The organism is Phytohabitans aurantiacus (assembly GCF_027923225.1).
GTDB lineage: Bacteria > Actinomycetota > Actinomycetes > Mycobacteriales > Micromonosporaceae > Phytohabitans > Phytohabitans aurantiacus.
In genome coordinates, this window is sequence record NZ_BSDI01000085.1 from 23,756 (window position 1) to 44,570 (window position 20,815).

General features: G+C 70.9%; 18 protein-coding genes. 11 read left to right on the plus strand and 7 right to left on the minus strand.

Annotated elements, in window-relative coordinates:
• Nucleotides 1–8: 8 nt before the first annotated feature.
• Nucleotides 9–2,105 (plus strand): putative bifunctional diguanylate cyclase/phosphodiesterase, encoded by a 2,097-nt coding sequence (locus QMG73_RS43505; RefSeq protein WP_407676946.1) that lies wholly within the window; start codon nt 9–11, stop codon nt 2,103–2,105.
• Here the strand turns inward: QMG73_RS43505 and QMG73_RS43510 are convergent.
• Nucleotides 2,100–2,531: a hypothetical protein gene (locus QMG73_RS43510; protein WP_281905693.1), complete on the minus strand. Its 432-nt coding sequence runs from the start codon at nt 2,529–2,531 to the stop codon at nt 2,100–2,102. The genes QMG73_RS43505 and QMG73_RS43510 overlap by 6 nt on opposite strands.
• A gap of 4 nt (nt 2,532–2,535) precedes the next feature.
• On the minus strand, nt 2,536–3,342 hold the full coding sequence (locus QMG73_RS43515; RefSeq protein WP_281905694.1) for an SURF1 family cytochrome oxidase biogenesis protein: 807 nt from the start codon (nt 3,340–3,342) through the stop codon (nt 2,536–2,538).
• A gap of 81 nt (nt 3,343–3,423) precedes the next feature.
• On the opposite strand from QMG73_RS43515, the gene QMG73_RS43520 reads away from it, so the two are divergent.
• Nucleotides 3,424–4,896 (plus strand): cobyrinate a,c-diamide synthase, encoded by a 1,473-nt coding sequence (locus tag QMG73_RS43520; protein ID WP_281905695.1) that lies wholly within the window; start codon nt 3,424–3,426, stop codon nt 4,894–4,896.
• Complete coding sequence (locus QMG73_RS43525; RefSeq protein WP_281905696.1) at nt 4,893–5,462, plus strand: GNAT family N-acetyltransferase; 570 nt, start codon at nt 4,893–4,895, stop codon at nt 5,460–5,462. Before QMG73_RS43520 ends, QMG73_RS43525 begins: the two co-directional genes overlap by 4 nt.
• Nucleotides 5,463–5,482: 20 nt before the next feature.
• Here QMG73_RS43525 and QMG73_RS43530 read toward each other — a convergent pair whose 3' ends face one another.
• Complete coding sequence (locus QMG73_RS43530; RefSeq protein WP_407676944.1) at nt 5,483–7,615, minus strand: transglycosylase domain-containing protein; 2,133 nt, start codon at nt 7,613–7,615, stop codon at nt 5,483–5,485.
• A gap of 109 nt (nt 7,616–7,724) precedes the next feature.
• On the opposite strand from QMG73_RS43530, the gene cobC reads away from it, so the two are divergent.
• Genes cobC through cobA form a run of 3 tightly spaced genes read left to right on the plus strand, consistent with a single transcriptional unit; the run spans nt 7,725 to nt 11,065 of the window.
• Nucleotides 7,725–8,798 (plus strand): Rv2231c family pyridoxal phosphate-dependent protein CobC, encoded by a 1,074-nt coding sequence (gene cobC / locus QMG73_RS43535; RefSeq protein WP_281905698.1) that lies wholly within the window; start codon nt 7,725–7,727, stop codon nt 8,796–8,798.
• The gene (gene cobT / locus QMG73_RS43540; protein ID WP_281905699.1) at nt 8,799–9,836 is read left to right on the plus strand and encodes a nicotinate-nucleotide--dimethylbenzimidazole phosphoribosyltransferase; all 1,038 of its coding nucleotides are present in this window, start codon (nt 8,799–8,801) and stop codon (nt 9,834–9,836) included. It begins immediately after the preceding gene.
• The gene (cobA, locus tag QMG73_RS43545) at nt 9,833–11,065 is read left to right on the plus strand and encodes a uroporphyrinogen-III C-methyltransferase (RefSeq protein WP_281905700.1); all 1,233 of its coding nucleotides are present in this window, start codon (nt 9,833–9,835) and stop codon (nt 11,063–11,065) included. Before cobT ends, cobA begins: the two co-directional genes overlap by 4 nt.
• On the opposite strand, the gene otsB is transcribed toward cobA, so the two are convergent.
• Both otsB and QMG73_RS43555 read right to left on the minus strand, forming a co-directional pair.
• Nucleotides 11,062–13,638, minus strand: coding sequence for a trehalose-phosphatase (gene otsB, locus QMG73_RS43550; protein WP_281905702.1), 2,577 nt, complete (start codon nt 13,636–13,638; stop codon nt 11,062–11,064). The genes cobA and otsB overlap by 4 nt on opposite strands.
• A 142-nt stretch (nt 13,639–13,780) precedes the next feature.
• Nucleotides 13,781–15,175: an alpha,alpha-trehalose-phosphate synthase (UDP-forming) gene (locus QMG73_RS43555; RefSeq protein ID WP_281905703.1), complete on the minus strand. Its 1,395-nt coding sequence runs from the start codon at nt 15,173–15,175 to the stop codon at nt 13,781–13,783.
• 81 nt (nt 15,176–15,256) lie between these two features.
• Between QMG73_RS43555 and QMG73_RS43560 the strand changes: the two genes are divergently transcribed.
• Complete coding sequence (locus QMG73_RS43560; protein ID WP_281905704.1) at nt 15,257–15,796, plus strand: hypothetical protein; 540 nt, start codon at nt 15,257–15,259, stop codon at nt 15,794–15,796.
• Here QMG73_RS43560 and QMG73_RS43565 read toward each other — a convergent pair.
• Both QMG73_RS43565 and QMG73_RS43570 read right to left on the minus strand, forming a co-directional pair.
• The gene (locus QMG73_RS43565) at nt 15,791–16,180 is read right to left on the minus strand and encodes a PIN domain-containing protein (protein ID WP_281905705.1); all 390 of its coding nucleotides are present in this window, start codon (nt 16,178–16,180) and stop codon (nt 15,791–15,793) included. The genes QMG73_RS43560 and QMG73_RS43565 overlap by 6 nt on opposite strands.
• On the minus strand, nt 16,173–16,457 hold the full coding sequence (locus tag QMG73_RS43570) for a hypothetical protein (protein ID WP_281905707.1): 285 nt from the start codon (nt 16,455–16,457) through the stop codon (nt 16,173–16,175). Before QMG73_RS43570 ends, QMG73_RS43565 begins: the two co-directional genes overlap by 8 nt.
• A 251-nt stretch (nt 16,458–16,708) precedes the next feature.
• Between QMG73_RS43570 and ettA the strand changes: the two genes are divergently transcribed.
• The 4 genes from ettA to QMG73_RS43590 all read left to right on the plus strand — a co-directional run bounded on the left by ettA (nt 16,709) and on the right by QMG73_RS43590 (nt 20,154).
• The gene (ettA, locus tag QMG73_RS43575; protein WP_281905710.1) at nt 16,709–18,385 is read left to right on the plus strand and encodes an energy-dependent translational throttle protein EttA; all 1,677 of its coding nucleotides are present in this window, start codon (nt 16,709–16,711) and stop codon (nt 18,383–18,385) included.
• Nucleotides 18,378–18,779, plus strand: coding sequence for an acyl-CoA thioesterase (locus QMG73_RS43580; protein ID WP_281905712.1), 402 nt, complete (start codon nt 18,378–18,380; stop codon nt 18,777–18,779). Before ettA ends, QMG73_RS43580 begins: the two co-directional genes overlap by 8 nt.
• Nucleotides 18,776–19,429 carry a hypothetical protein gene (locus tag QMG73_RS43585; RefSeq protein WP_281905714.1) on the plus strand — a complete coding sequence of 218 codons (654 nt, stop codon included), beginning with the start codon at nt 18,776–18,778 and terminating at the stop codon, nt 19,427–19,429. The genes QMG73_RS43580 and QMG73_RS43585 overlap by 4 nt, the downstream gene beginning before the upstream one ends.
• Before the next feature lie 131 nt (nt 19,430–19,560).
• Nucleotides 19,561–20,154, plus strand: a complete 594-nt coding sequence (locus QMG73_RS43590) for a type III secretion system chaperone family protein (protein WP_281905715.1) — start codon at nt 19,561–19,563, stop codon at nt 20,152–20,154.
• Nucleotides 20,155–20,815 lie beyond the last annotated feature (661 nt).

A 20,815-nucleotide genomic window follows, 5' to 3' on the forward strand; every position in this document is an offset into this window, starting at 1 on the left:
AGGATCGGATGCGGCCCGTGCCGGTACCCACACCCGAACCCGAACGCCTGGCCGAACTCTGGGCGCAGGCCATCGCATGGACGAGTTATGTGTCCATGAGTCGTGCCGAGCTGGTCGCTCACCTGACCGGCCCGGCTAGCCGCGTCATCGAGGCGTTGGGCACCGACGAGCCGGACGGCCACATTGGCTTCGAGGTCGGCACGGCGCTGGTGGCTGCCCATTTCACGCACCCCACCTCGCTCAGCCGCACGCTCGCCGTCCTCGGTGAGCACCTCCAGCCGTACGTGGACGCGACCGGCGCCGGGAAGCGATTCGCCCGCCTGCAGGGCAGCCTCGCCGAGGGGTACGCCCAGGCGCTGCGCAACCGCACGATGACCGAGCAGGAGGGCATCTACGCGGCGGCCCTGGTCGCGCAGGCGGAAGCCGAGGAGGCGCGCTGGGCGAGCGAGGCGCGGTTCCAGGCGGTGTTCACCGAGGCGGCGATCGGTATCGGCATCGGCACGCTCAGCGGGCGCCTGCTGGAGGTCAACCGGGCGCTGTGCGACATGTTCGGGTATCCGCGGGAGGAGTTCCTCGAACGGACCACCGCGAGCTTCTTCCAGCCGCCCGGCGACGACGGTGACGTGTGGCAGGCGTACAACGACCTGTGGGCGGGGCGCAGCGACAACTTCCGCACCGAGAAGCCGTTCACGCGCAGCGACGGTGCCGAGATCTGGACCGACCTGGTGGTCTCGCTGATCCGCGACAAGGACGGCACACCCAAGTACGCGGTCGGCATGGTCGAAGACATCACCGAACGCCACCGGCTCCAGATCCAGCTCCGCCACCAGGCGCTCCACGACCCGCTCACCGACCTGCCCAACCGCACGCTCTTCTTCGAACGGCTCGCGCTCGCCCTCGCCGACCCGGACCCGTCCGCGCGGGTCGGCGTCTGCTACCTCGACCTCGACGGGTTCAAGGCCGTCAACGACACGCTCGGCCACGACGTCGGCGACCAACTCCTGCGTACCGTCGCCGGACGCCTCGCCAGCCGCCTGCACCGCAGCGGGCACCTGGTGGCCCGGATGGGCGGCGACGAGTTCGTGGTACTCGTGGAGCGCACCGCCGGCACCGCCGAGCTCGTACGGGTGGCCGAAGCGGCGCTGGCCGCCGTCCGGATACCGGTACGGGTCAGCGGGCACGCGCTCAAGGTCTCGGCCAGCGTCGGCGTCGTCGACCGGCCGGTACGCGGCACCACCGTCGCCGAGCTGATGAAGGCCGCCGACACCACCCTGTACTGGGCCAAGGCCGACGGGCGCGACCGCTGGGCGGTATTCGACGCCGACCGGCACGCCAACGACGTGAGCCGCTACCGGCTCTCCGCGCAACTGCCCGCCGCACTCGCGCGCCGGCAGTTCTTCGTCGAGTACCAGCCGCTGGTGCGCCTCGCCGACGGCGTGTCGGTGGGTGCCGAGGCGCTCGTGCGGTGGCGGCACCCCGAACGCGGCGTGATCGGGCCGGGGCGCTTCATCGAGCTGGCCGAGGAGACCGGGCTGATCGTGCCGCTCGGCCGCTGGGTACTGCGCGAGGCGTGCGAGCAGGCGCAGCGCTGGCCCGAGTCACCGCGCCCGCTGCTCAGCGTCAACGTCGCCGCCCGGCAGATCCGCGACGCCACCATCGTCGAAGACGTGAAGAGCATCCTCGCCGAGACCGGGCTGCCTGCCGAAGGGCTCCAACTGGAGCTGACCGAGAGCTCCGTCATGGGCAGCAGCGGGCAGCCGTTGCGCACCCTGCACGCGCTCGCCGACCTGGGCGTACGGCTGGCGATCGACGACTTCGGCACCGGGTACTCCAACCTGGCCTACCTGCGCAGCCTGCCGGTACACGCGCTGAAGCTGGCCGGCTCGTTCATGTCGGGCCTGCGCGCGCCCGGCGGCCCCGACCAGGTCGACCAGGAGATCCTCGAAGCGGTGATCCGGCTCGCGCACAAGCTGAAGATGAGCGTGATCGCCGAAGGCGTCGAGACCGCCAGCCAGGCGGCCGTGCTGCGGGAACTGGGCTGCGACACCGCGCAGGGCTGGCACTTCGCGCGTTCGATGGCGCCGTCGTCGCTGCCCTGGCTATAGGGCGGCCAGCGAACGCACGTAGTTGACCTGCTGGTGCACGTACTGCACCTGGGGCTCGCCGGTCACTGGTATCCGGGCCACGTACTGCCGCTGGCCGTTCGTCACGGTCACCTGCACGGTGCCCCGGTAGATCGTCTCCTTGACCAGCAGGAAGAACAGGCTGAACACGGTCAGCACGCAGAAGCCCGCGACCGCCATCACGATCGCCCAGGTGGGTGTCTTCTGCTCGGTGTGCCAGAAGTCCGATACCTGCCAGGTGGAACCCGCCAGCGGGATCGCGCCCGCCGGAGTGTGGACGGTGGTGGCGGTGACGCCGATCTCGCCGATCTGCGCGACCACCACGCCCGCGTCTACGGGCGGTGCGCTCGCCGGGAGGGGCGCCGTCGGGTCCGGCACGGACCAGGGGTCGGTGGGCGGCGGGAACATGGGGTCACGGTAGTACCCCGGTGCCCTCCGCGTCCGCCGCCGCGACGCGGTCAAGGGGCTTCGCGGCCCGGTCGCGGTCTTCGGGGGAGTGCGGGTGCGCCTCGCGGCGTGCCAGCCAGCCGAACCCGATGACGGCCATCGCGGCGAACAGCCACCACTGCACCACGTACCCGGCGTTCTGCCAGGAGTTCTCGTGCCCGATCGGAATCTCGGTCAGCCCCGGCCCGACCTCCTCGGCCAGCAGGTACGCGCCGTAGACGGGGTAGGGCAGCTCCTCGGCCAGCCGATGCACCCCGATCCGGCGCGTCTCGAGCCGCCCCTCGCGCCGGGTCACCGAATCGGGCTGGCTCTCCGACAGGTGTACCCGCCCCACCAGCGTCACCTGCCCCGACGGCGCCGACGGCACGTCAGGTACCGCCAGGGCACCGCCCGGCGCCGGTGGTACCCAACCGCGGTCGACCAGTACCGCGGAACCGTCCGCCAGCACGAGCGGGGTCACCACCTCGAAGCCCACGTGCCCGTCGACGGTGCGGCCCCGTGCCAGGATCTCGTTGGCGGGGTCGTATCGACCGGTTACGGTGACACGGATCCATGCCGCGTCGGCGGGCGCCGCGGTGCCGACCGGTCCGGGCAGCACGCTGGCCAGTGGCGCGGGTGCCTGCTGGGCGGTCGCGTCGATCCGTTCGTTGATCGCGCTACGTTCCTGGTACCGGTGGAGCTGCCAATTTCCGAGCAGCACCATCACGGCGGCCGCCACGCCCATGAGGGCGCCTAAGCCCAGCCAGCGAGGGGTGAGAAGGAACCGGTACACAGCACGAGGCTACTCGTGTGATCTCAGGCACTAGTCTGGTGCCGGCTCACGTCGCCGGCCGAGACAGGGGAGGAGCCGCAGATGACCGCTGTCCCACGCATCGTGGTGAGCGCACCGTCGTCAGGGCACGGCAAAACCGCCGTGACCGTCGGACTCCTCGCCGCGCTGGCCCAGCGCGGCCTGCGGGCGTCCGGTTTCAAGATCGGACCCGACCACACCGACGCCGCCTACCTCGGCCTCGCCGCCGGCCGTCCGGGTCGCAACCTCGACCCCCGGCTCGTCGGGCCGCCGCGCGTCGCGCCGCTGTTCACGCACGGCGCCAACGGCGCCGACATCGCGGTCGTCGAAGGCACGATGGGCCTGTTCGACAGCCTGACCGGGCGCGCCGACTCGCACTCCACAGCCGGCGTCGCGGCGGCGCTGCGGGCACCTGTACTGCTGGTCGTCGACGTCGGCGCCATGGGGCAGTCGGTCGCGGCGCTCGTGCACGGCTTCCGCGCGTACGACGAGATGCTCTGGCTCGGCGGCGTCATCCTCAACCGGGTCGCCTCCGACCGCCACGAGCAGCTGCTCCGCGAGGCGCTCGACGACATCGGGGTGCCGGTGTTCGGCGCGCTCCGCCGGCGCGACCTGCCGCCCACACTGCCGCCCCGTCACGACGGCGTGGTGCCCGTCGTGCACCGGGCCGTCGAGGCCGCGCGCGGCGTGCGCCGGCTGGGCGAGGGCATCGCGGGCGCCGTCGACCTCGAACGCCTCCTCGCGCTGGCACGCTCCGCTCCGCAGCTCACGGTCGAGCCGTGGTCGGCAAGGGGCGAAACCCCGGCGGTCGCGGTCGGTCGCCGCCCGGTCGTCGCGCTCGCCGGCAGCTCCGGGCTCTCCTATTCGTACGCCGAGACGGCCGAGCTGCTCACGGCGGCGCGGGCCACGGTGGTACCTGTCGACCCGCTCCGCGACGAGCAGCTGCCCGAGGGCACCGACGCGCTCGTCATCGGCGGCGGCCTGCCCGAGTCGTACGCCGAGGAGCTGTCCGCCAACCGGCGCCTCTGCACCGAGGTCGCCGCCCTCGCCGAGGCCGGCCGGCCGATCATCGCCGAGGGAGCCGGCCTGCTGTGGCTGGCGCGCGAGTTCGACGGCCGCCCCATGTGCGGGGTCATCGACGCCACCGGCATGAGCACCGACCAGATGGTGGTGGGGTACCGGGAGGCCACCGCGCGGGCGTCGACGCCGGTCGCACAGGTGGGTGCCCGGGTCGTCGGCTACAAGCAGCACCGGGGCATGGTCAACCCGCGCTCCGGGCAGAACCCCGCCTGGACCTGGGGCGGCAGCTCACCGGAGGGGTTCGTGTTGCGACGAGTACACGCCTCGCAGCTCATGCTGCACTGGGCCGGAGTGCCCGAGATCGCGCACCGATTGGTGGCCGCCGCGGCACCCGCCGCGCCGCCATCTCCCGTACCGACCCCGCCGGCACCGCCCACACCGCCCGCCCAGCGGCCTCCTTCCGACGAGCCGACCGACCCCAGCCTGGTAAGCCCGAGCGACGAGGTCAACGCGTGACGGGCCAGGTGGCGTTGCGGCGCTTCCCCTCGCTGACCGTGTCGACGCCCCGGCTGCACGTGCGCCCGGTCGACCTCGCCGACGCCAAGGCGGTCACCGAGATCTTCAGCGACAAGCAAACTCAGCGGTGGCTGCCGTTTCCGGCGGAGTTTGGGCAGATTGAGGGCTCCTCCTGGTGCGGCGAGATGGCCCAGGAGCGCCGCGACAGCGGCAACGGCGACCACTACGCGGTGATCCGCAGAGAAGACGACCGGCTCGTCGGCTGCCTGTGGACCAAGCGCACCGACTGGGTCTCGCGGGTCACCGAGGTCGCGTACGCGGTGGCCCCCGACACCCGAGGCTTCGGGGTGGCCGCCGAAGCCGTCGACGCGGTGGCGATCGCGCTGCTGCTGGAGCACGATTTCCAGCGCATCGAGCTGCGGGTAGCGCCCGGCAACACGGCGTCCCGCCGGGTGGCGGAGAAGGCCGGCTTCACCTACGAGGGCCTCCTCCGCAACGCCGGCCACGTCCACACCGGCCGCGTCGACCTGGAGGTCTGGTCCCTGGTAGCCGCCGACCTCCGCTAGCCACCCCGCCCTGATCACGGTTATTTCAGGATGGAGTCTGGGGGTGGGGTGAAGCGGGCTATCGGTTGGCCCTTTAGGGCGTCGCGTAACGTCTCCGAGACCGAGTTGATGGGTTTTAGGGACTGCCAGTCACCGACCGCGTTGCGCGGGTTGTCCGGGTCGGCGATGAAGCTGGCACCCGCCAGATCGGGCGTGAAGCCCACGAACCACGCCGCCCGCGTGTTGTCCGTCGTACCAGTCTTGCCGGCCACCGGGCGCTTCACGATCCCGTACACGCCGGGCGCCGTCGACCAGTCGCCGCAGTTGCCGCGTGCCGCGCGGTACCCGGTCACGCAACGCGCCGCGTCCGCCGCCGCCCGGGCGACCGCCGTACTGATCACCTGCTTGCAGCGCGGCTCGGTGGCCTCGGTGAAAGCGGAGCCGTCCGGCCGGGTGATGGACATGACGGGCAACGGTTCGCAGTACCGGCCGTCGGCGGCCACCGTGGCGTAGGCGCTCGCCATCTCCATCGGCGTGACGTCGGAGACGCCGAGGGTGAACGCGCCCCAGCCCTTCCGCTTCGCGGGTGACGCCTGGAGCTGGTCGATGTCGGTGCGCCACCGCAGGCCGAGCCGCTCGGCCATCATGACGGCCTTGTCGGCGCCCACCTTCTGTTCGAGCTGGACGAAGTACGTGTTCACCGATTTTCCGAAACCGGACCACATCGCGTGCTTTCCCGTCATCGACCCGCTTGCGTTGACGGGGCACCACCGGCCGCCGCAACTGCCCGGCTCACCGGGCCCGGCGAGGTACTTCGACACGTACCGCTGTGGCGCGTAGAACGATGTTGACATGGGCAGTCCGGCGTCGAGCGCGGCCAGCATCGTGAACATTTTGAACGTCGATCCGGCCTGGTACCCGGGCATGTCGCTGCCGCCGAGCAACGGGTTGACCGTGTTGGGGTAGTTCCCCTTCAGCCTCGCGCGCTTGTTCGGGTCGGAGTGCGGCCCGTTGCCCTTCTGGTTGAGCGAGTAGACGCGGTTGACGGTCATCGCCTTGATGTGTCCGGTGCCGGGCTTGACGATCACCAGCCCGTGAGCCCACTTGCTGCGTGTCGGCTCCTTCGCGAACACATGCTTCTGCGCGAACGTCTGCACCTTGGGGTCGAGCGAGGTGACGACGCGGTAGCCGCCGCGGCGGAGGCGGTCTTCGCGCTCCTGTGGGCTGCTGCCGAACTGCTTCTGCTCCGTCCACCATGACTTGAAGTAGTCGCAGAAGAAGCCCCAGTTGTTGCGCGACTTGGGAACCGAGACGCAGTCGTTGGCCGGCGTGGTGAGCCGCAGTTTGATCGGTTCCGCCTTCGCGGAGGTGCCTGCGGCGGGCGTGAGGTACGTGAGCGCCACCATGCGGTCGATGACGTAGTTGCGCCGCTCGGTGGCGGCCCGCTTGTCCTTGCTCGCCGGGTCGAACTCCGACGGCGCCTTCACCAGCCCGGCCAGCGTGGCGGCTTCGACCACGGTGAGATCCTTGGGCGTCTTGGAGAAGAACACCTGCGCGGCCGCGAAGATCCCGTACGCCCGGTGGCCGAAGTAGGCCGAGTTCAGGTACCGCTCCAGCACCTGTTCCTTGGAAACCTGCTTCTCCAGCTCGACCGCGAGCCGCATCTCGCGCAGCTTGCGGGTGCTGGTCTGCTCGGTGGCCTGCTGCACTTCCAGTGGCGTCTTGGCACTGTCGCGCAACGCCATCCGCACATACTGCATCGTGATGGTCGACGCGCCCTGCTGCACCTCACCGCCCTGGTGGTTGGCGACGAAGGCGCGCGCGATGCCCTTGGCGTCCACGCCGTTGTGGTCGTAGAAGCGCGAGTCCTCGGCCGCCACGATGGCGTGCTGGATCGTCGTGGACATCTCGCTGATCGGTATGTACTTGCGGTGTTCCTCGTAGAACGCCGTGATCAGCGTCCGTCCGTCGGCCGCGTACACGTACGTGGTCTGCGCGGGCGGCGTGACATTGAGCACGGATGGCATGCCCTCGACCAGTTCGGCCGTCTTCTTGGCGCCGAGTCCGGCGGCGGCGGCGATCGGATACGCCGCGCCCGCGACGATGACCCCGGCGATGAGCCCGGCACGCACGAGTGGCGCAAGCTTGCTGCTGGCGGTGAGTACGCGCTTCATCACCGTACAAACCTTAGGACATAAGAGCTTAAGACATGATCTAAACGGGCAAACCAGGACTGTGTCCCCCTGCGCCGCCGGCTTGCGCGCCGCCCGGCATGATCGAGGCATGGGGTACGCGGACAGCCTTGACCTGGCACACCATGGTGATGCCGAGGTGGCGCCCGGCCTGGTGGACCTGGCCGTCAACGTGCGCCGCGATCCCATGCCACCGTGGCTGTCCGAGCCGATCGTCGAGTCCCTGCGAAGCCTGGCGGCGTACCCGGATCAGGGCCCGGCCCGCGCGGCGGTGGCGGCGCGGCACGGGCGTCCGGTCGACGAGGTCCTGCTGACCGCTGGCGCCGCGCAAGGGTTCGTGCTGCTGGCACAGGCGTTTCGTGGCGCGCGCCGTGCCGTGGTGGTGCACCCGCAGTTCACCGAGCCGGAAGCCGCCCTGCGCAACGCCGGTCACGAGGTCACGCGCGTGATCCTGCCGGAGGCCACCGGTTTCAGGCTCGACCCTGCACTCGTACCGGACGACGCCGACCTCGTCTTCATCGGCAATCCCACGAACCCCACGTCGGTGCTGCACCCGGCCGCCACCGTGGCCGCCCTGGCACGCCCCGGGCGGGTACTGGTGGTCGACGAGGCGTTCGCCGACACCACCGGCGAGACCGAGTCGCTGGCCGCCCGCCGCGACGTACCGGGTCTCGTAGTGGTCCGCAGCCTCACCAAGACGTGGGGGCTCGCGGGACTGCGGATCGGCTACCTGCTCGGCGAGCCATCGGTGCTCGGCCGGTTGTCGACCGTACAGCCGCTGTGGGCCGTGTCGACGCCGGCGCTCGCGGCGGCGCTCGCGTGTGCGGACGCCGTCGCCGTGGCGGCGGAGCGTGAGATAGCGGCGAGCCTGGCGTCCGATCGGGCGCATCTCGTGGCGGCGCTGCGCGACCTGCCGGGCGTCGTGGTGGCCGGCGATCCGGCCAGCTCGTTTGTCCTGGTGCGGCTCGCGGGGGCGGACCGCGTGCGGCTGGCTCTGCGCGAGCAGGGGTACGCGGTGCGGCGCGGCGACACGTTTCCGGGGCTAGGTACCGAATGGTTACGGATCGCGGTGCGGGACACTGCCACCACGGACGCGTTCGTGACCGCAGTTGCTCTGCTGATTACGTGCCCGCCACCCCACCCTAAAGAAAAGCAGGAGGCTTAAATGCTCGAAGGGATCGCACCGCTCGACGAGGAAGCTATGGAGGCTGCCCGCGCGCTGCAGGCGCGGCTGACCAAGCCGGCTGGCTCGTTGGGGCAGCTCGAGGAGCTGTCGGTGCGTCTTGCCGGGCTGGCGGGAGTGTGTCCACCGCCGCTGCCAGAGCCGGCGGCGCTCGCGGTGTTCGCCGGTGATCACGGCGTGCACGCCCAGGGTGTGACGCCGTGGCCGCAGGAGGTCACCGCGCAGATGGTGGCGAACTTCCTGGCCGGCGGTGCGGTGGTCAACGCGTTCGCGCGGCAGGTCGGCGCGTCGGTCACCGTGGTGGACGTCGGGGTGGCCGCCCCACTGGAAGCCGCCGACCGCCTCGTCAACGCCCGCGTGCGCGCCGGCACCCGCGACATGGCGGTCGGGCCGGCACTGACCCGCGACGAGGTGACCGCCGCGCTCGAAGCGGGCACCCGCATCGCGTTCCGTCTCATCGACGAGGGAGCCGGCATCCTGCTCACCGGCGACATGGGCATCGCCAACACCACGCCGTCGGCGGCCCTGATCGCGGCGTTCACCGGCACTCCCGCCTCCGCGACGACCGGCCGCGGCACCGGGGTCGACGACGACACGTACGTCCGCAAGGTCGCCGTCGTCGAGTCGGCCCTGCGGCTGCACGCGCCCGACCCGGGTGACCCGGTCGGCGTCCTGGCGGCCGTTGGCGGCTTGGAGCACGCCGCCCTGGCCGGCTACATCCTCGGCGCCGCCTCCCGCCGCGTACCCGTGATCCTGGACGGGGTGATCGCGGTGTCCGCCGCCCTGGCCGCGGCGGCGCTGGCGCCGGACGCGGTGGGCGCGATGGTCGGTGGCCACCGCTCGTCGGAGCCGGGCGCGACGGTGGCCCTGCGGCACCTGGGGCTGGAGCCGCTCATCGACCTGGGGTTGCGGCTCGGTGAGGGCAGCGGTGCCGTGCTGGCACTGCCGATCGTGGCGGCGGCGGTGCGCGTGCTGCACGAGGTGGCGACGTTCGACTCGGCGGGAGTATCGGAAAAATGAACTTATATCCGCTGGCGCTTCGGCTGGAGGGGCGCCGGGTACTCGTCGTCGGTGGTGGGGCGGTCGCCAGCCGGCGGGTGCCCGCGCTGCTGGAGGCCGGCGCCCGGGTGGTACTGGTCAGCCCCAGCCTCACCCCGGCGCTTCAGTCGCTGGTCGACGCCGGCAAGCTGCACTGGGAGCCGCGCCGCTTCGAGGCGTCCGATGTAGACGGTGCCTGGCTGGTGCAGGTGGCCGTCGACGACCGGTTCGCGGCGGCGGCGGTCAGCGCGGCGGCGCTGGAACGGCGGGTCTTCTGCGTACGCGCCGACGACCGGCACCAGGCAACGGCGTGGACGCCAGCGGTGACCCGGCACGGGCCGGTGACGGTCGCGGTGACGGCCGGCGGCGACCCGCCCCGGGCCGTGGTGATCCGCGACGCGATCCGGGAGGGCCTGCTCGACGGGACGCTGCCGGGGTGCGTCACGCCAGCCGTGGCCGCTGGGCGGCCCGCTGAGGCTGCCGAGGTCGTCGGCGGTGGGCGCGTCGTGCTGGTCGGCGCCGGGCCCGGCGACCCTGAGCTGATCACCGTAAAGGGACGGCGGATGCTGGCCGAGGCCGACGTGGTGGTCGCCGACCGGCTGGTCCCCGGGCTGCTCCTCGACGAGCTGCGCCCCGAGGTGGAGCTCGTCGACGCGTCGAAGATCCCGTACGGGCCGGCGCGGGCGCAGGAAGAGATCAACCGCATCATCGTGGAGCGGGCGAGCGCCGGCCTGCTCGTGGTGCGGCTCAAGGGCGGCGACCCGTACGTCTTCGGGCGGGGCGGCGAGGAGGCCATCGCGTGCGCCGAGGCGGGCGTACCGGTGACCGTCATCCCGGGCGTGAGCAGCTCGATCGCCGCCCCGGCGGTGGCCGGCATCCCGGTGACCCATCGCGGGGTGGCGCACGAGTTCACGGTGGTGTCGGGGCACGTGGCACCCGACGACCCGACGTCTCTTGTCGACTGGCCGGCACTGGCCCGGATGCGGGGCACGCTCGTGGTGCTGATGGGGTTGAAGAACCTTCCCGCGATCGCCGCCACGCTGCTGGCGCACGGCCGCTCGCCGGACACCCCGACGGCGGTGGTGCAGGAGGGCACGACGGCGTCTCAACGCACGGTCCGCACGACCCTGGGTGCGGTTACCGAGGTCGCGTCGTCGTTCCGCCCACCCGCGATCGTGGTGGTCGGCGAGGTCGTGGGCGTACTGCCCTAGGAGTCGAGCAACAGGGCGCAGCGGATCAGGCCGAGGTGGCTGTACGCCTGGGGGTGGTTGCCGAGGCCGCGCTCGGCCAGCGGGTCGTACTGCTCCGGCAGCAGGCCGGTCGGTCCGGCCGTGTCGAGCATCTGCGCGAAGAGCTCCTCGGCGTCGCCGCGCCGCCCGGTGCGCAGGTACGCCTCGATCAGCCATGCCGTACACACGTGGAACCCGCCTTCGCGCCCCGGCAGCCCGTCGTCCCACCGGTACCGGTAGACGACCGGGCCGCTGCGCAGCTCGGCCTCGATCTTGAGCACGGTGGCGAGGAAGCGCGGGTCGTCGTCGGGCAGCAGCCCGGACAGGCCAATCCAGAGGCTGGACGCGTCCATGTCTTCGTCCCCGTACGCCACCGTGTAGGCGCCCGCCCCGTCGTGCCAGCCGTGCTCCAGCACGTTGTGGCCGATCCGGTCGCGCAGCTCGACCCACTCGGGCCGATCGCCGTCACCGTGCCGGCGCACCGCCTGCAGTGCCCGGTCGACGGTCATCCAGCACATGACCTTCGAGTACACGTGGTGGCGCGGCGGCAGGCGGGCCTCCCACAGGCCGTGGTCGGGCTCGTGCCACCGCCGCTCGACGGCCTGGACCATCGCTTCCAGTACCCGCCACTCGTCGGGGCGCACCGAGCCGCGCGCGTCGGCGACGGCGGCCAGCAGGTCGGCGACCGGGCCGAAGACGTCGAGCTGGAGCTGGTGGTTGGCCAGGTTGCCGACCCGGACCGGGCGGGAGCCGGCCCAGCCGGGCAGCGTGTCGATGACCGCCTCGGCCCCCAACTCGTACCCCTCGACCGTGTACAGCGGGTGCAGCCGTTCGGGGTGGCCGCCGGTGCGCTCCACACAGCCGTCGACCCAGCGCAGGAAGCGCTCCGCCTCGTCGAGCGAGCCGAGGTCGACCAGCGCGCGAGCGGTCATCGCCGCGTCGCGGAACCAGCAGTACCGGTAGTCCCAGTTGCGTACGCCGCCGATCTCCTCGGGCAGCGACGTGGTCGCGGCCGCGAGGATGCCTCCGGTCGGCTCGTGGCACAGCCCGCGCAGCGTGAGCGCCGAGCGCAGCACCAGGTCGCGTGCGGTGGCGGGCAGCCGCAGCGACGCGGCCCAGTCGCGCCACGCGCCTTCCGCGGCGGCCTGGCGCTCTGTGAGGGGTACGACCGAGTGGTCGAGGCTGTCGGACCCGAACCGCAGCTCCAAGGCCACCTGACCGCCGCGCGCGGACAGGTCGACGACCGCCCGCGCGGTGTCGTGCCCGCCGTCGGAGACGATGTCCCACTCGACGCCGGGGGAGTAGAGCGTGACGGGCTCGGGAGAGCCGAGTACCAGCAGGCCGTCACCGAGCGGCTGGAGCCGGACGGCCACCTGCCCGTACTCGGGCCGGGGCGCGAACTCCAGCCGCGCCCGCACGTGCCCGGTGATGACCCGGACCAGCGTGGAGTCGTCGGCGTCGTCCAGCCAGTCGGTGACGGTGAGCCCCGACCAGCGGGTCTCGACGGTCATCGTGTTGGTGCGGTAGCGCTGGCCCAGCGGGATGCCGCCCCGATCGGGCGCGACCGTGAAGTGTCCCGCCGGTGCGCCGCCGAGCAGGTCGGCGAAGAGGGCTGACGAGTCCGGGCGGGGGTGGCACAGCCACGACACCTTGGCCTCGGGCGTGAGCAGCGCGACGGTGCGTCCGTTGGCGAGCATGGTGTGCCGCTCGATCGGCACCGCCCGCTCGCCGAAGAGCCAGTTGCGCCGGGTCTGCAGCAGCAGGGCCAGTACGCGGGCGGCCTCGATCGGCTCGCCGACGCGGTAACCCGCGGCGGTGTCACCGGGCCCGATCTTGATGCCGACGTCGGGACCGTGCAGCCGGGCGAACGCCTGCTCGTCGGTGATGTCATCGCCGATCACGAGCGCCGCGCTCGCCGACATCTGCGCGCGCAACTGGTCGACCGCCGCGCCCTTGTTGGTCGGCAGTACCGACAGCTCCATGACCTGCTTACCGTTGGTGACGGTCACGTCGGGCCAGGTGGCCGGCCCTGTTCGAAGCGCTTCGATGACCCGCGCGGCCACATCGGGCTCAGCCGCGCGCACGTGTACGGCGACGCTCGCCGGTTTCGCCTCCAGCCGTACCCCCACGGCACCCGCGACGGCCTCGCGGACCGCCTGCTGCAGCCGGGTGCGGGTCTCGACCAGCTCCGGCGCCAGCCGCTCCACGAACCCGATGTCGAACTCGGAGCCGTGGCTGCCCACCAGGTGCACCTCGGACGGCAGCCGGGACAGCGCCGCCAGATCGCGCAGCGCTCGTCCGGACACCACCGCCACCGTGGTCTGCGGGAGCGAGGCCAGCGCCCGAACGGCGGCCACCGCCTCGGGCAACGGCACCGCCTTCGTCGGGTCGGTGACGATCGGCGCGAGCGTGCCGTCGTAGTCGCAGGCGACCAGCAGCTGAGGCGCCCGGGCGATCCGACCGATGGCCGACCGCAGCCCCGGCTCGATCTCGCCCACTTCCCGCTGATCGAGGTCGGCTAGGTCGGTCCGCCTGCGGCGCCCGAGTTGAGTCATGCGCCGCCTCCCGCAGGCGCCACCAAGCGGGTGGTGCCACCTGACGGCAGCGAGGACAGCGACCGGAGCGACTGGCGCCTACAGGGAGGCACCAGAGGTGCATGACTCGCGCGAGCGTAGCGAGCGCCAGCTAGCTCAGCCATCAGGTGGCCTCCGGGACACCTAGCTCGTTCAGGAAGGAGCGGGCCCACTGGCCGACGTCGTGGGCGCGCAGGTGACGCTGCATGATCCGCATGCGGCGGCGCGCCTCGACCTTGTCGACGTGCACCGCGCGCAGCAGCGCGTCCTTGACGCCATCGGGGTCGTGCGGATTGCACAGGAACGCCTGGCGCAGCTCGGTGGCCGCGCCCGCGAACTCGCTGAGCACCAGCGCACCGCCCGTGTCGGCGCGCGAGGCCACGTACTCCTTGGCAACGAGGTTCATACCGTCTCGCAGTGGCGTCACCATCATCACGTCGGCCGCGCAGTACAGAGCGGCCAGCTCACTGCGACTGTACGACTGGTGGAGGTAGTGCACGGCCGGTACGCCAACACGGCCGAACTCGCCGTTGATCCGGCCCACCTCGCGCTCGACCTTCACCCGCAACGCCTGGTAGTGCTCCACCCGCTCCCGGCTCGGCGTCGCCACCTGCACCATGACCGCGTCCGGCACCGACAGCTTGCCGTCGGCGAGCAACTCGCGGAACGCCTTGAGCCGGCGCTCGATGCCCTTGGTGTAGTCGAGCCGGTCGACGCCCAGTACGACCGTCTTCGGGTCGCCCAGCTCGGCGCGGATCTGCTTCGCCCTGGCCTGTACCTGCGGGTCGGCGGCCATCCGCTCCATCTCGGCCACGTCGATCGAGATCGGGAAGGCGCCCGCCTTGACCCGCCGCCCGTCGACGATGATCGTCTGCCCCTCATAGCGCAGGCCGAGCAGGTGCCGAGCCAGCCGGACGAAGTTCTGCGCCGCCAGCCGCTGCTGGAAGCCCACCAGGTCGGCGCCGAGCAGGCCACGCAGCACCTCGGCGCGCAGTGGCATCTGCATGAACAGCTCGATCGGCGGGAACGGGATGTGCAGGAAGAACCCGATGCGCAGGTCGGGGCGCAGCTCCCGGAGCATCGCCGGCACGAGCTGGAGCTGGTAGTCCTGCACCCACACCGTGGCGCCCTCGGCGGCCACCTCGGCGGCCGCCTCCGCGAAGCGCGCGTTGACCGTCCGGTACGCCTCGCGCCAGCGTCTCTTGAAGACCGGCGTCTCCACCGCGTCGTGGTACAGCGGCCAGATCGTCGCGTTCGACTGGCCCTCGTAGTAGCGCTCCAACTCGTCGGCGCTCAGCGGCACCGGGTGCAGCCGGATGCCCTCCAGATCGAACGGCTCAGGCGCCTCACCGACCCCACCTGACCAGCCGACCCAGGTCCCCCGGTACTGCGCGAGAACGGGGTGCAGCGCGGTGACCAGACCGCCCGGGCTGGGCCGCCACTGTCGCCCCTCGGACGTCGTGATCTCGTCGACTGGCAGGCGGTTGGCGACCACGACGAACGAACTACGGACCGTCACGCTCCGTACACCTCCGGTGTCCAGGTTCCCCTGAGCCTACTTGTCCCGCAGGTCATTGCCCCACCGTGGGACGCTGGAACCGTGCCCACACCCGAACCGACCCCGCGGCCGCGCATCGTCGGCCCGCTTCTCGTCGCGCTCGTATTTCTCGCCGTCATCGGCGCGTCGGTAGGTTTCGTATTGGGCAATCGGGGTGACGACCCGCAAAACACTGGGGCGGATCGGAACACTGGCGAGGACATCGGCGACCCCTTCACACCGTCCCCTTCACCCTCGCCGTCACCGTCTCCGACGGCCGTCGTCTGCCCTGCCTCCACGCAGCAGAAGGCGGGGAAGGACCTCACGGGGCTGCTCTACGTGCGCACCGGCCGGTCGGAGGTCTGGATCTGCGTGGACGCCGACGAAAAGCTGTACTACCAGGGCCACAGCGGCCCGCCGGGCGAGGAACTGGTCAACGACGTAAACGCGATCTTTCTCACGGACGTCGAGGCGACCCAGTACGGCTACCGCGCCCGCAACACCAAGGGCGGCTCAGTGACGGTGTACTCCGTCTCGTCCAAGGAACTCATCATCCAAACCCCCGACGGCACCCGAGCCACCGAGCCAGCCGTCAACTTATAGCTCCACCACCGGCCACTCCTCCGGCAAATGCTCTCTGATCAGCTCAGGTTTGTCGGTCATCACGGGAGCCATCGGCCGGCCCGCTGCCTCGATCGCGGCCTGCGCGAGATCCATGGTCTTCATCTTTCGGCTCCAGCCGCCGAGGACGCTGCACATGTCCTGCTCGACCGGCGCTACGACCACGCTGGGATGGACGGCGAGCACGTCGAGCATGTGCCATCCCTCGCTGTCGGTGCGCCGGTATGCCTCAGCCAGGCACAGCGCGGGGACCACGACGTCTTCGGCGTCCTGAGTGGCGCGGGTCAGGTGCTGGCCCACCCACTCCGATCCCTGGGCGTATGCCAGCAGAGCGCTCGTCTCCAGCACGATCTGCGCTTCAGCCACGGAAGCCTGCCCTCATGCGCATGACCTCGGCGTACAGCTCGGCGGCCTTGGCTCGTGTCTCCGGCGTGATGCTCTTGCGCAGGCGCTCGATCTCGGCACGAGCCTCCGCGACGCCCTCGTCGGTGATCGCGAAGCCGGCGGCGCGCAGCTGCTCCCGAACGACCTCACCCATCATCCGGCCGCGAACCAGCTCCGCCACGAACGCGGACGGATCGGCTTTCTTGGCGAGCAACTCGACGACGTCGTCGGGGAGCGTCAGGGTGACCTGCTGGGTCATATCGCCGACCGTAGCCCCAGCCGCCGCGTTGGTGGAATAACGCTCGCCCGCGGTGCGCTCAATAGTTAGCTGTCCCATGCCGCGGGAAGTTAAGACCTCACGAACCCCACAGCAAGAGGTTGCAGGCATGTCGGGGGATAAAAACCCTTGGCGTGCCCTCACCACAGGGGTGATTCGCGGCTCGCACCGTGTACCTGTCAGGATTGACGACGGCGCAGGATTGAAAACATCTATTGGAGGTAGGCCGCACCGTGGCCCAGTACATCTACGTCCTGGAGAAGGCGCGTAAGGCGCACGGCGACAAGGTCGTGCTCGACAACGTGACGCTGAGCTTCCTGCCGGGCGCCAAGATCGGTGTGGTCGGCCCGAACGGCGCGGGTAAGTCCAGCCTGCTCAAGATCATGGCTGGTCTCGACCGGCCGAGCAATGGCGAGGCGCGCCTGATGCCCGGGTACTCCGTGGGCATGCTCGCGCAGGAGCCGCCGCTCAACGACGCGAAGACCGTGCTCGGCAACATCGAAGAGGCGGTCGCGGAGACCAAGGCCAAGCTGGAGCGGTTCAACAAGATCGCCGAGCAGATGGCCACCGACTACTCCGACGAGCTGATGGAGGAGATGGGCAAGCTCCAGGAGGAGCTCGACCACAGCGACGCGTGGGACATCGACTCCAAGCTGGAGCTGGCGATGGACGCGTTGCGGTGCCCGCCGCCGGACGCCGACGTCACCCAGCTCTCCGGTGGTGAACGCCGCCGGGTGGCGCTGTGCAAGCTGCTCCTCGAGGCGCCCGACCTGCTGTTGCTCGACGAGCCCACCAACCACCTCGACGCCGAGAGCGTGCAGTGGCTGGAGCAGCACCTCGCCAAGTACGCCGGCACCGTGCTCGCGATCACGCACGACCGGTACTTCCTCGACAACGTCGCGGGCTGGATCCTCGAGCTCGACCGCGGTCGCGCGATCGGCTACGAGGGCAACTACTCGACGTACCTCGAGAAGAAGGCCGCCCGGCTGGCCGTCGAGGGGCGCAAGGACGCCAAGCTCAAGCGGCGCCTCTCCGAGGAGCTGGAGTGGGTGCGCTCGAACGCCAAGGCCCGGCAGACGAAGTCGCGTGCGCGACTCGACCGGTACGAGGAGATGGCCGCCGAGGCCGACCGCACCCGCAAGCTCGACTTCGAGGAGATCCAGATCCCGCCGGGCCCGCGCCTGGGCAGCACGGTGATCGAGGCGCAGGGGCTGGTCAAGGGCTTTGGCGACCGGGTGCTGATCGACAACCTGTCGTTCTCGCTGCCCCGCAACGGCATCGTCGGCATCATCGGCCCGAACGGTGTCGGTAAGACCACGCTCTTCAAGACCATCGTCGGTCTGGAGCAGGCCGACAAGGGCGGCGTCAAGGTCGGCGAGACGGTCTCGCTGTCGTACGTCGACCAGAACCGTGAGGGTCTCGCCGGCAACAAGACGGTGTGGGAGGTCGTCTCGGACGGGCTCGACCACCTGATGGTCGGCAAGGTCGAGATGCCGTCCCGGGCCTATGTGGCCGCGTTCGGCTTCAAGGGCCCCGACCAGCAGAAGCCGACCAAGGTGCTGTCGGGCGGCGAGCGCAACCGGCTCAACCTCGCGATGACGCTGAAGATCGGCGGCAACGTGATCCTGCTCGACGAGCCGACCAACGACCTCGACGTCGAAACGCTGTCGAGCCTCGAAAACGCGCTGCTGGAGTTCCCCGGCTGTGCCGTGGTCATCTCGCACGACCGGATGTTCCTCGACCGGGTCGCCACGCACATCCTCGCCTGGGAAGGTGACGAGGAGAACCCGGCGAAGTGGTTCTGGTTCGAAGGCAACTTCGAGGCGTACGAGAAGAACAAGATCGACCGGCTCGGCGCGGAGGCGGCCCGGCCACACCGGGTGACCTACCGCAAGCTCACCCGTGACTGACCGGTTCGTCTTCCACTGCGCGTTGCGCTGGTCCGACATGGACGTCTACGGCCACGTCAACAACGCGCGATTCCTCACGCTCTACGAAGAGGCCCGGGTGGCGATGATGTTCGTCGCCGCCCGGGACGCCGGCGTCACCACCCTCGAAGAGGGCGTGGTCATCGTCCGGCACGAGATCGACTACCTGCGCCCGGTCGACTACGGCGACCCGGTCCGCATCGAGATGTGGATCGAGGAGATCCGCGCCGCGCGGTTCACCGTGGCATACGAGCTTTTCGACGGCGACGAGGTCGCCAGCCGGGCGCGGTCCGTCTGCGCCCCCTATGACCTGCGGGGGCAGCGTCCGCGCAGGCTCACCGACGCGGAGCGGTCCTTCTTGACCGGGTACCGATGACACCCGACCGCCAGGACGTTGGCGCGTTCCTGGCCCGGCTGAACCGGCTGGATGCGGCCGCCCTCGTCCGGCTCCGCCGGGTCGCCCCCGATCGCACCGCCCTGTGGGGGCGGCTGCCGTGGGCGGTGCTCGTCAGCCGTACCGTGGCGGGAGCCGGACCCGACGACGCGACGGTGGCGGCCGCGGACCTGTTGAAGGCAGTCGATCTGCCGGGTGACCTGGTGTTGCCGGCTCGGCGCGACGCGGAATGGCGCTGGCCGCTGCCGCCGGCGGCGGGCCGCGTCGTCGAGCAGCTGCCCGCCGCGGAGGTGCGGCGCATCGCCGCGGCCGCCGCGGGCACGCTGCGCGCCGCGGCCACCGAGGGAGTGGGTGGGCGCCCGGTGGCCGAACGCGCGGTGCGCGACGCTCTCCTCGACCATGTGGCGATCGTGGTAACGACCGATGGGGCTCACATCGAGGTGCCGCAACGGCTGGTACAGGGCGTCGCCCGGATGGGCTTTCTCGGCCGATCGGACATGACCCCTGCCGGCACCGTCAACGTACAACTTGCTGGCCGGTGGATCGGGCTTGCCGCACCTTACGGCATTGCCTGGCTACTTCCTGTAAGTCAATTCGCGGTACGACCAGCTACCACTCGTACGAACGGCTGATGTCCCGTAGTCTCTCTGGATTGGTGGGGCCGTTGGGGGGATGCCTGAAGCCGGCTGTCCGGGTACCGTCGTGCGTCGGGTCCAACGCAACGTAGGCGGCTGGATCCGCTGGGGAGTGAGGTGCGCGAGCGATGCCGTGGTGGTCATGGCGCTCTGGTCACACCGGTAGTGGTGAGCCGGAGACTCGAAGCGGAGCCCGTGGAGTTCAACGCAGCACAGTCCGGCGTGTGGGGGTGCCGGCGCAGCGGGAGCCGGAGCATGTGACCCTGCCAGCCGATGTGTCCACTATGGACGACATGGCGGTGGCGGTCGGCCCGGTCACGTTGAGCCGCATCGGCGAGGCCCTCGACCTGCTCGATGTGCGATATCTGGCCGACGGCGACGGCAGCCTGCTGGCGATGTGGGAGCGGCACGCGGTGCTCTTCACGCTGGAGGGGCCTGACGACGAGATCCTCGTCATGCGCGCCCGGCCACACTCCACCGTCCCGCCCGACTGGGCCGATCGCGCCTACAGAGTCGTCAACGAGTGGAACCACACGCGCCGGTTCTGCAAGGCGTATGTCGGCGACCCCACCGAGCGCGGCCAGCTTCCGATCTACGCCGAGATGCAGGTGCCGCTCAGCGCTGGCGCCCACGACGCGCTGGTCGTCGAGATGCTCGACTGCGGGGCGGCGGTGGCCACCTCCTTCGTCGACTGGCTCCACGACGAGGGCGCCCTCCTCTAGCCGTCCGCTCCGCTCGCTACGCAGCCATGCCGTCCCGCGGGCCATGCCGTCCCGCCCGTCGAGCCGTCGCGCGCGGGCTGGGCTGTCCGCGTGGGCTGGTCGCCGCGCTCTCCGCGCTGTTGACGTCCATCCCGCGAGGCGGCGCGCAACCACGCCATCTCCGCTGGGTAAGGCGGCGTCGCCACGCCGCCGCCGTCCAAGGGCGGCGTGGCGCCACGCCATCCCCGCCGGGTGTGGCGGCGTGTCGCCGCGCGATCCGCCGGGTGTGGCGGCGTGTCGCCGCGCCATCGCCGCCGATCAAGGGCGAATGCACGCGGTTGGATCTCTTTTCCGCGTGCGTTTGCCCTTGATCGATGGGTTTGCCCTTGATCGGCGGGTCTGTGGCAGGTGTGTGGCGGATGTGTGCGCTCACGGCCGTCGAGGGCGGGCCGGACGGGGCGTCCTGGGGGGCCGATGCCGCGTCGCGGGCGCGCTTGATCCCGCCGAAGGCAGCGGGGCGGCGGAGGCGGGCGATTCGCCCGCTTCGCGCCGCAGACCAGCCAGATCTTGGAGCTCCAGCGTCGCCATAGGCGAGCTCAACCGGTGGTTGCAACACCGAGTAGTTGGGCCATTTTGTCAGCTGGGTTGGCCCAGCCGAGGGTCATTCGGGGTCTTGTGTTGA

Bases quoted from the DNA above. Each gene is read 5' to 3' on its own strand.
- cobT (WP_281905699.1), top strand. From the start codon at position 8,799: ATGCTCGAAGGGATCGCACCGCTCGACGAGGAAGCTATGGAGGCTGCC.
- QMG73_RS43520 (WP_281905695.1), top strand. From the start codon at position 3,424: ATGACCGCTGTCCCACGCATCGTGGTGAGCGCACCGTCGTCAGGGCAC.
- QMG73_RS43590 (WP_281905715.1), top strand. From the start codon at position 19,561: ATGCCGTGGTGGTCATGGCGCTCTGGTCACACCGGTAGTGGTGAGCCG.
- QMG73_RS43505 (WP_407676946.1), top strand. From the start codon at position 9: ATGCGGCCCGTGCCGGTACCCACACCCGAACCCGAACGCCTGGCCGAA.
- QMG73_RS43530 (WP_407676944.1), bottom strand. From the start codon at position 7,615: ATGAAGCGCGTACTCACCGCCAGCAGCAAGCTTGCGCCACTCGTGCGT.
- QMG73_RS43585 (WP_281905714.1), top strand. From the start codon at position 18,776: ATGACACCCGACCGCCAGGACGTTGGCGCGTTCCTGGCCCGGCTGAAC.
- cobC (WP_281905698.1), top strand. From the start codon at position 7,725: ATGGGGTACGCGGACAGCCTTGACCTGGCACACCATGGTGATGCCGAG.
- QMG73_RS43510 (WP_281905693.1), bottom strand. From the start codon at position 2,531: ATGTTCCCGCCGCCCACCGACCCCTGGTCCGTGCCGGACCCGACGGCG.
- otsB (WP_281905702.1), bottom strand. From the start codon at position 13,638: ATGACTCAACTCGGGCGCCGCAGGCGGACCGACCTAGCCGACCTCGAT.
- cobA (WP_281905700.1), top strand. From the start codon at position 9,833: ATGAACTTATATCCGCTGGCGCTTCGGCTGGAGGGGCGCCGGGTACTC.
- QMG73_RS43570 (WP_281905707.1), bottom strand. From the start codon at position 16,457: ATGACCCAGCAGGTCACCCTGACGCTCCCCGACGACGTCGTCGAGTTG.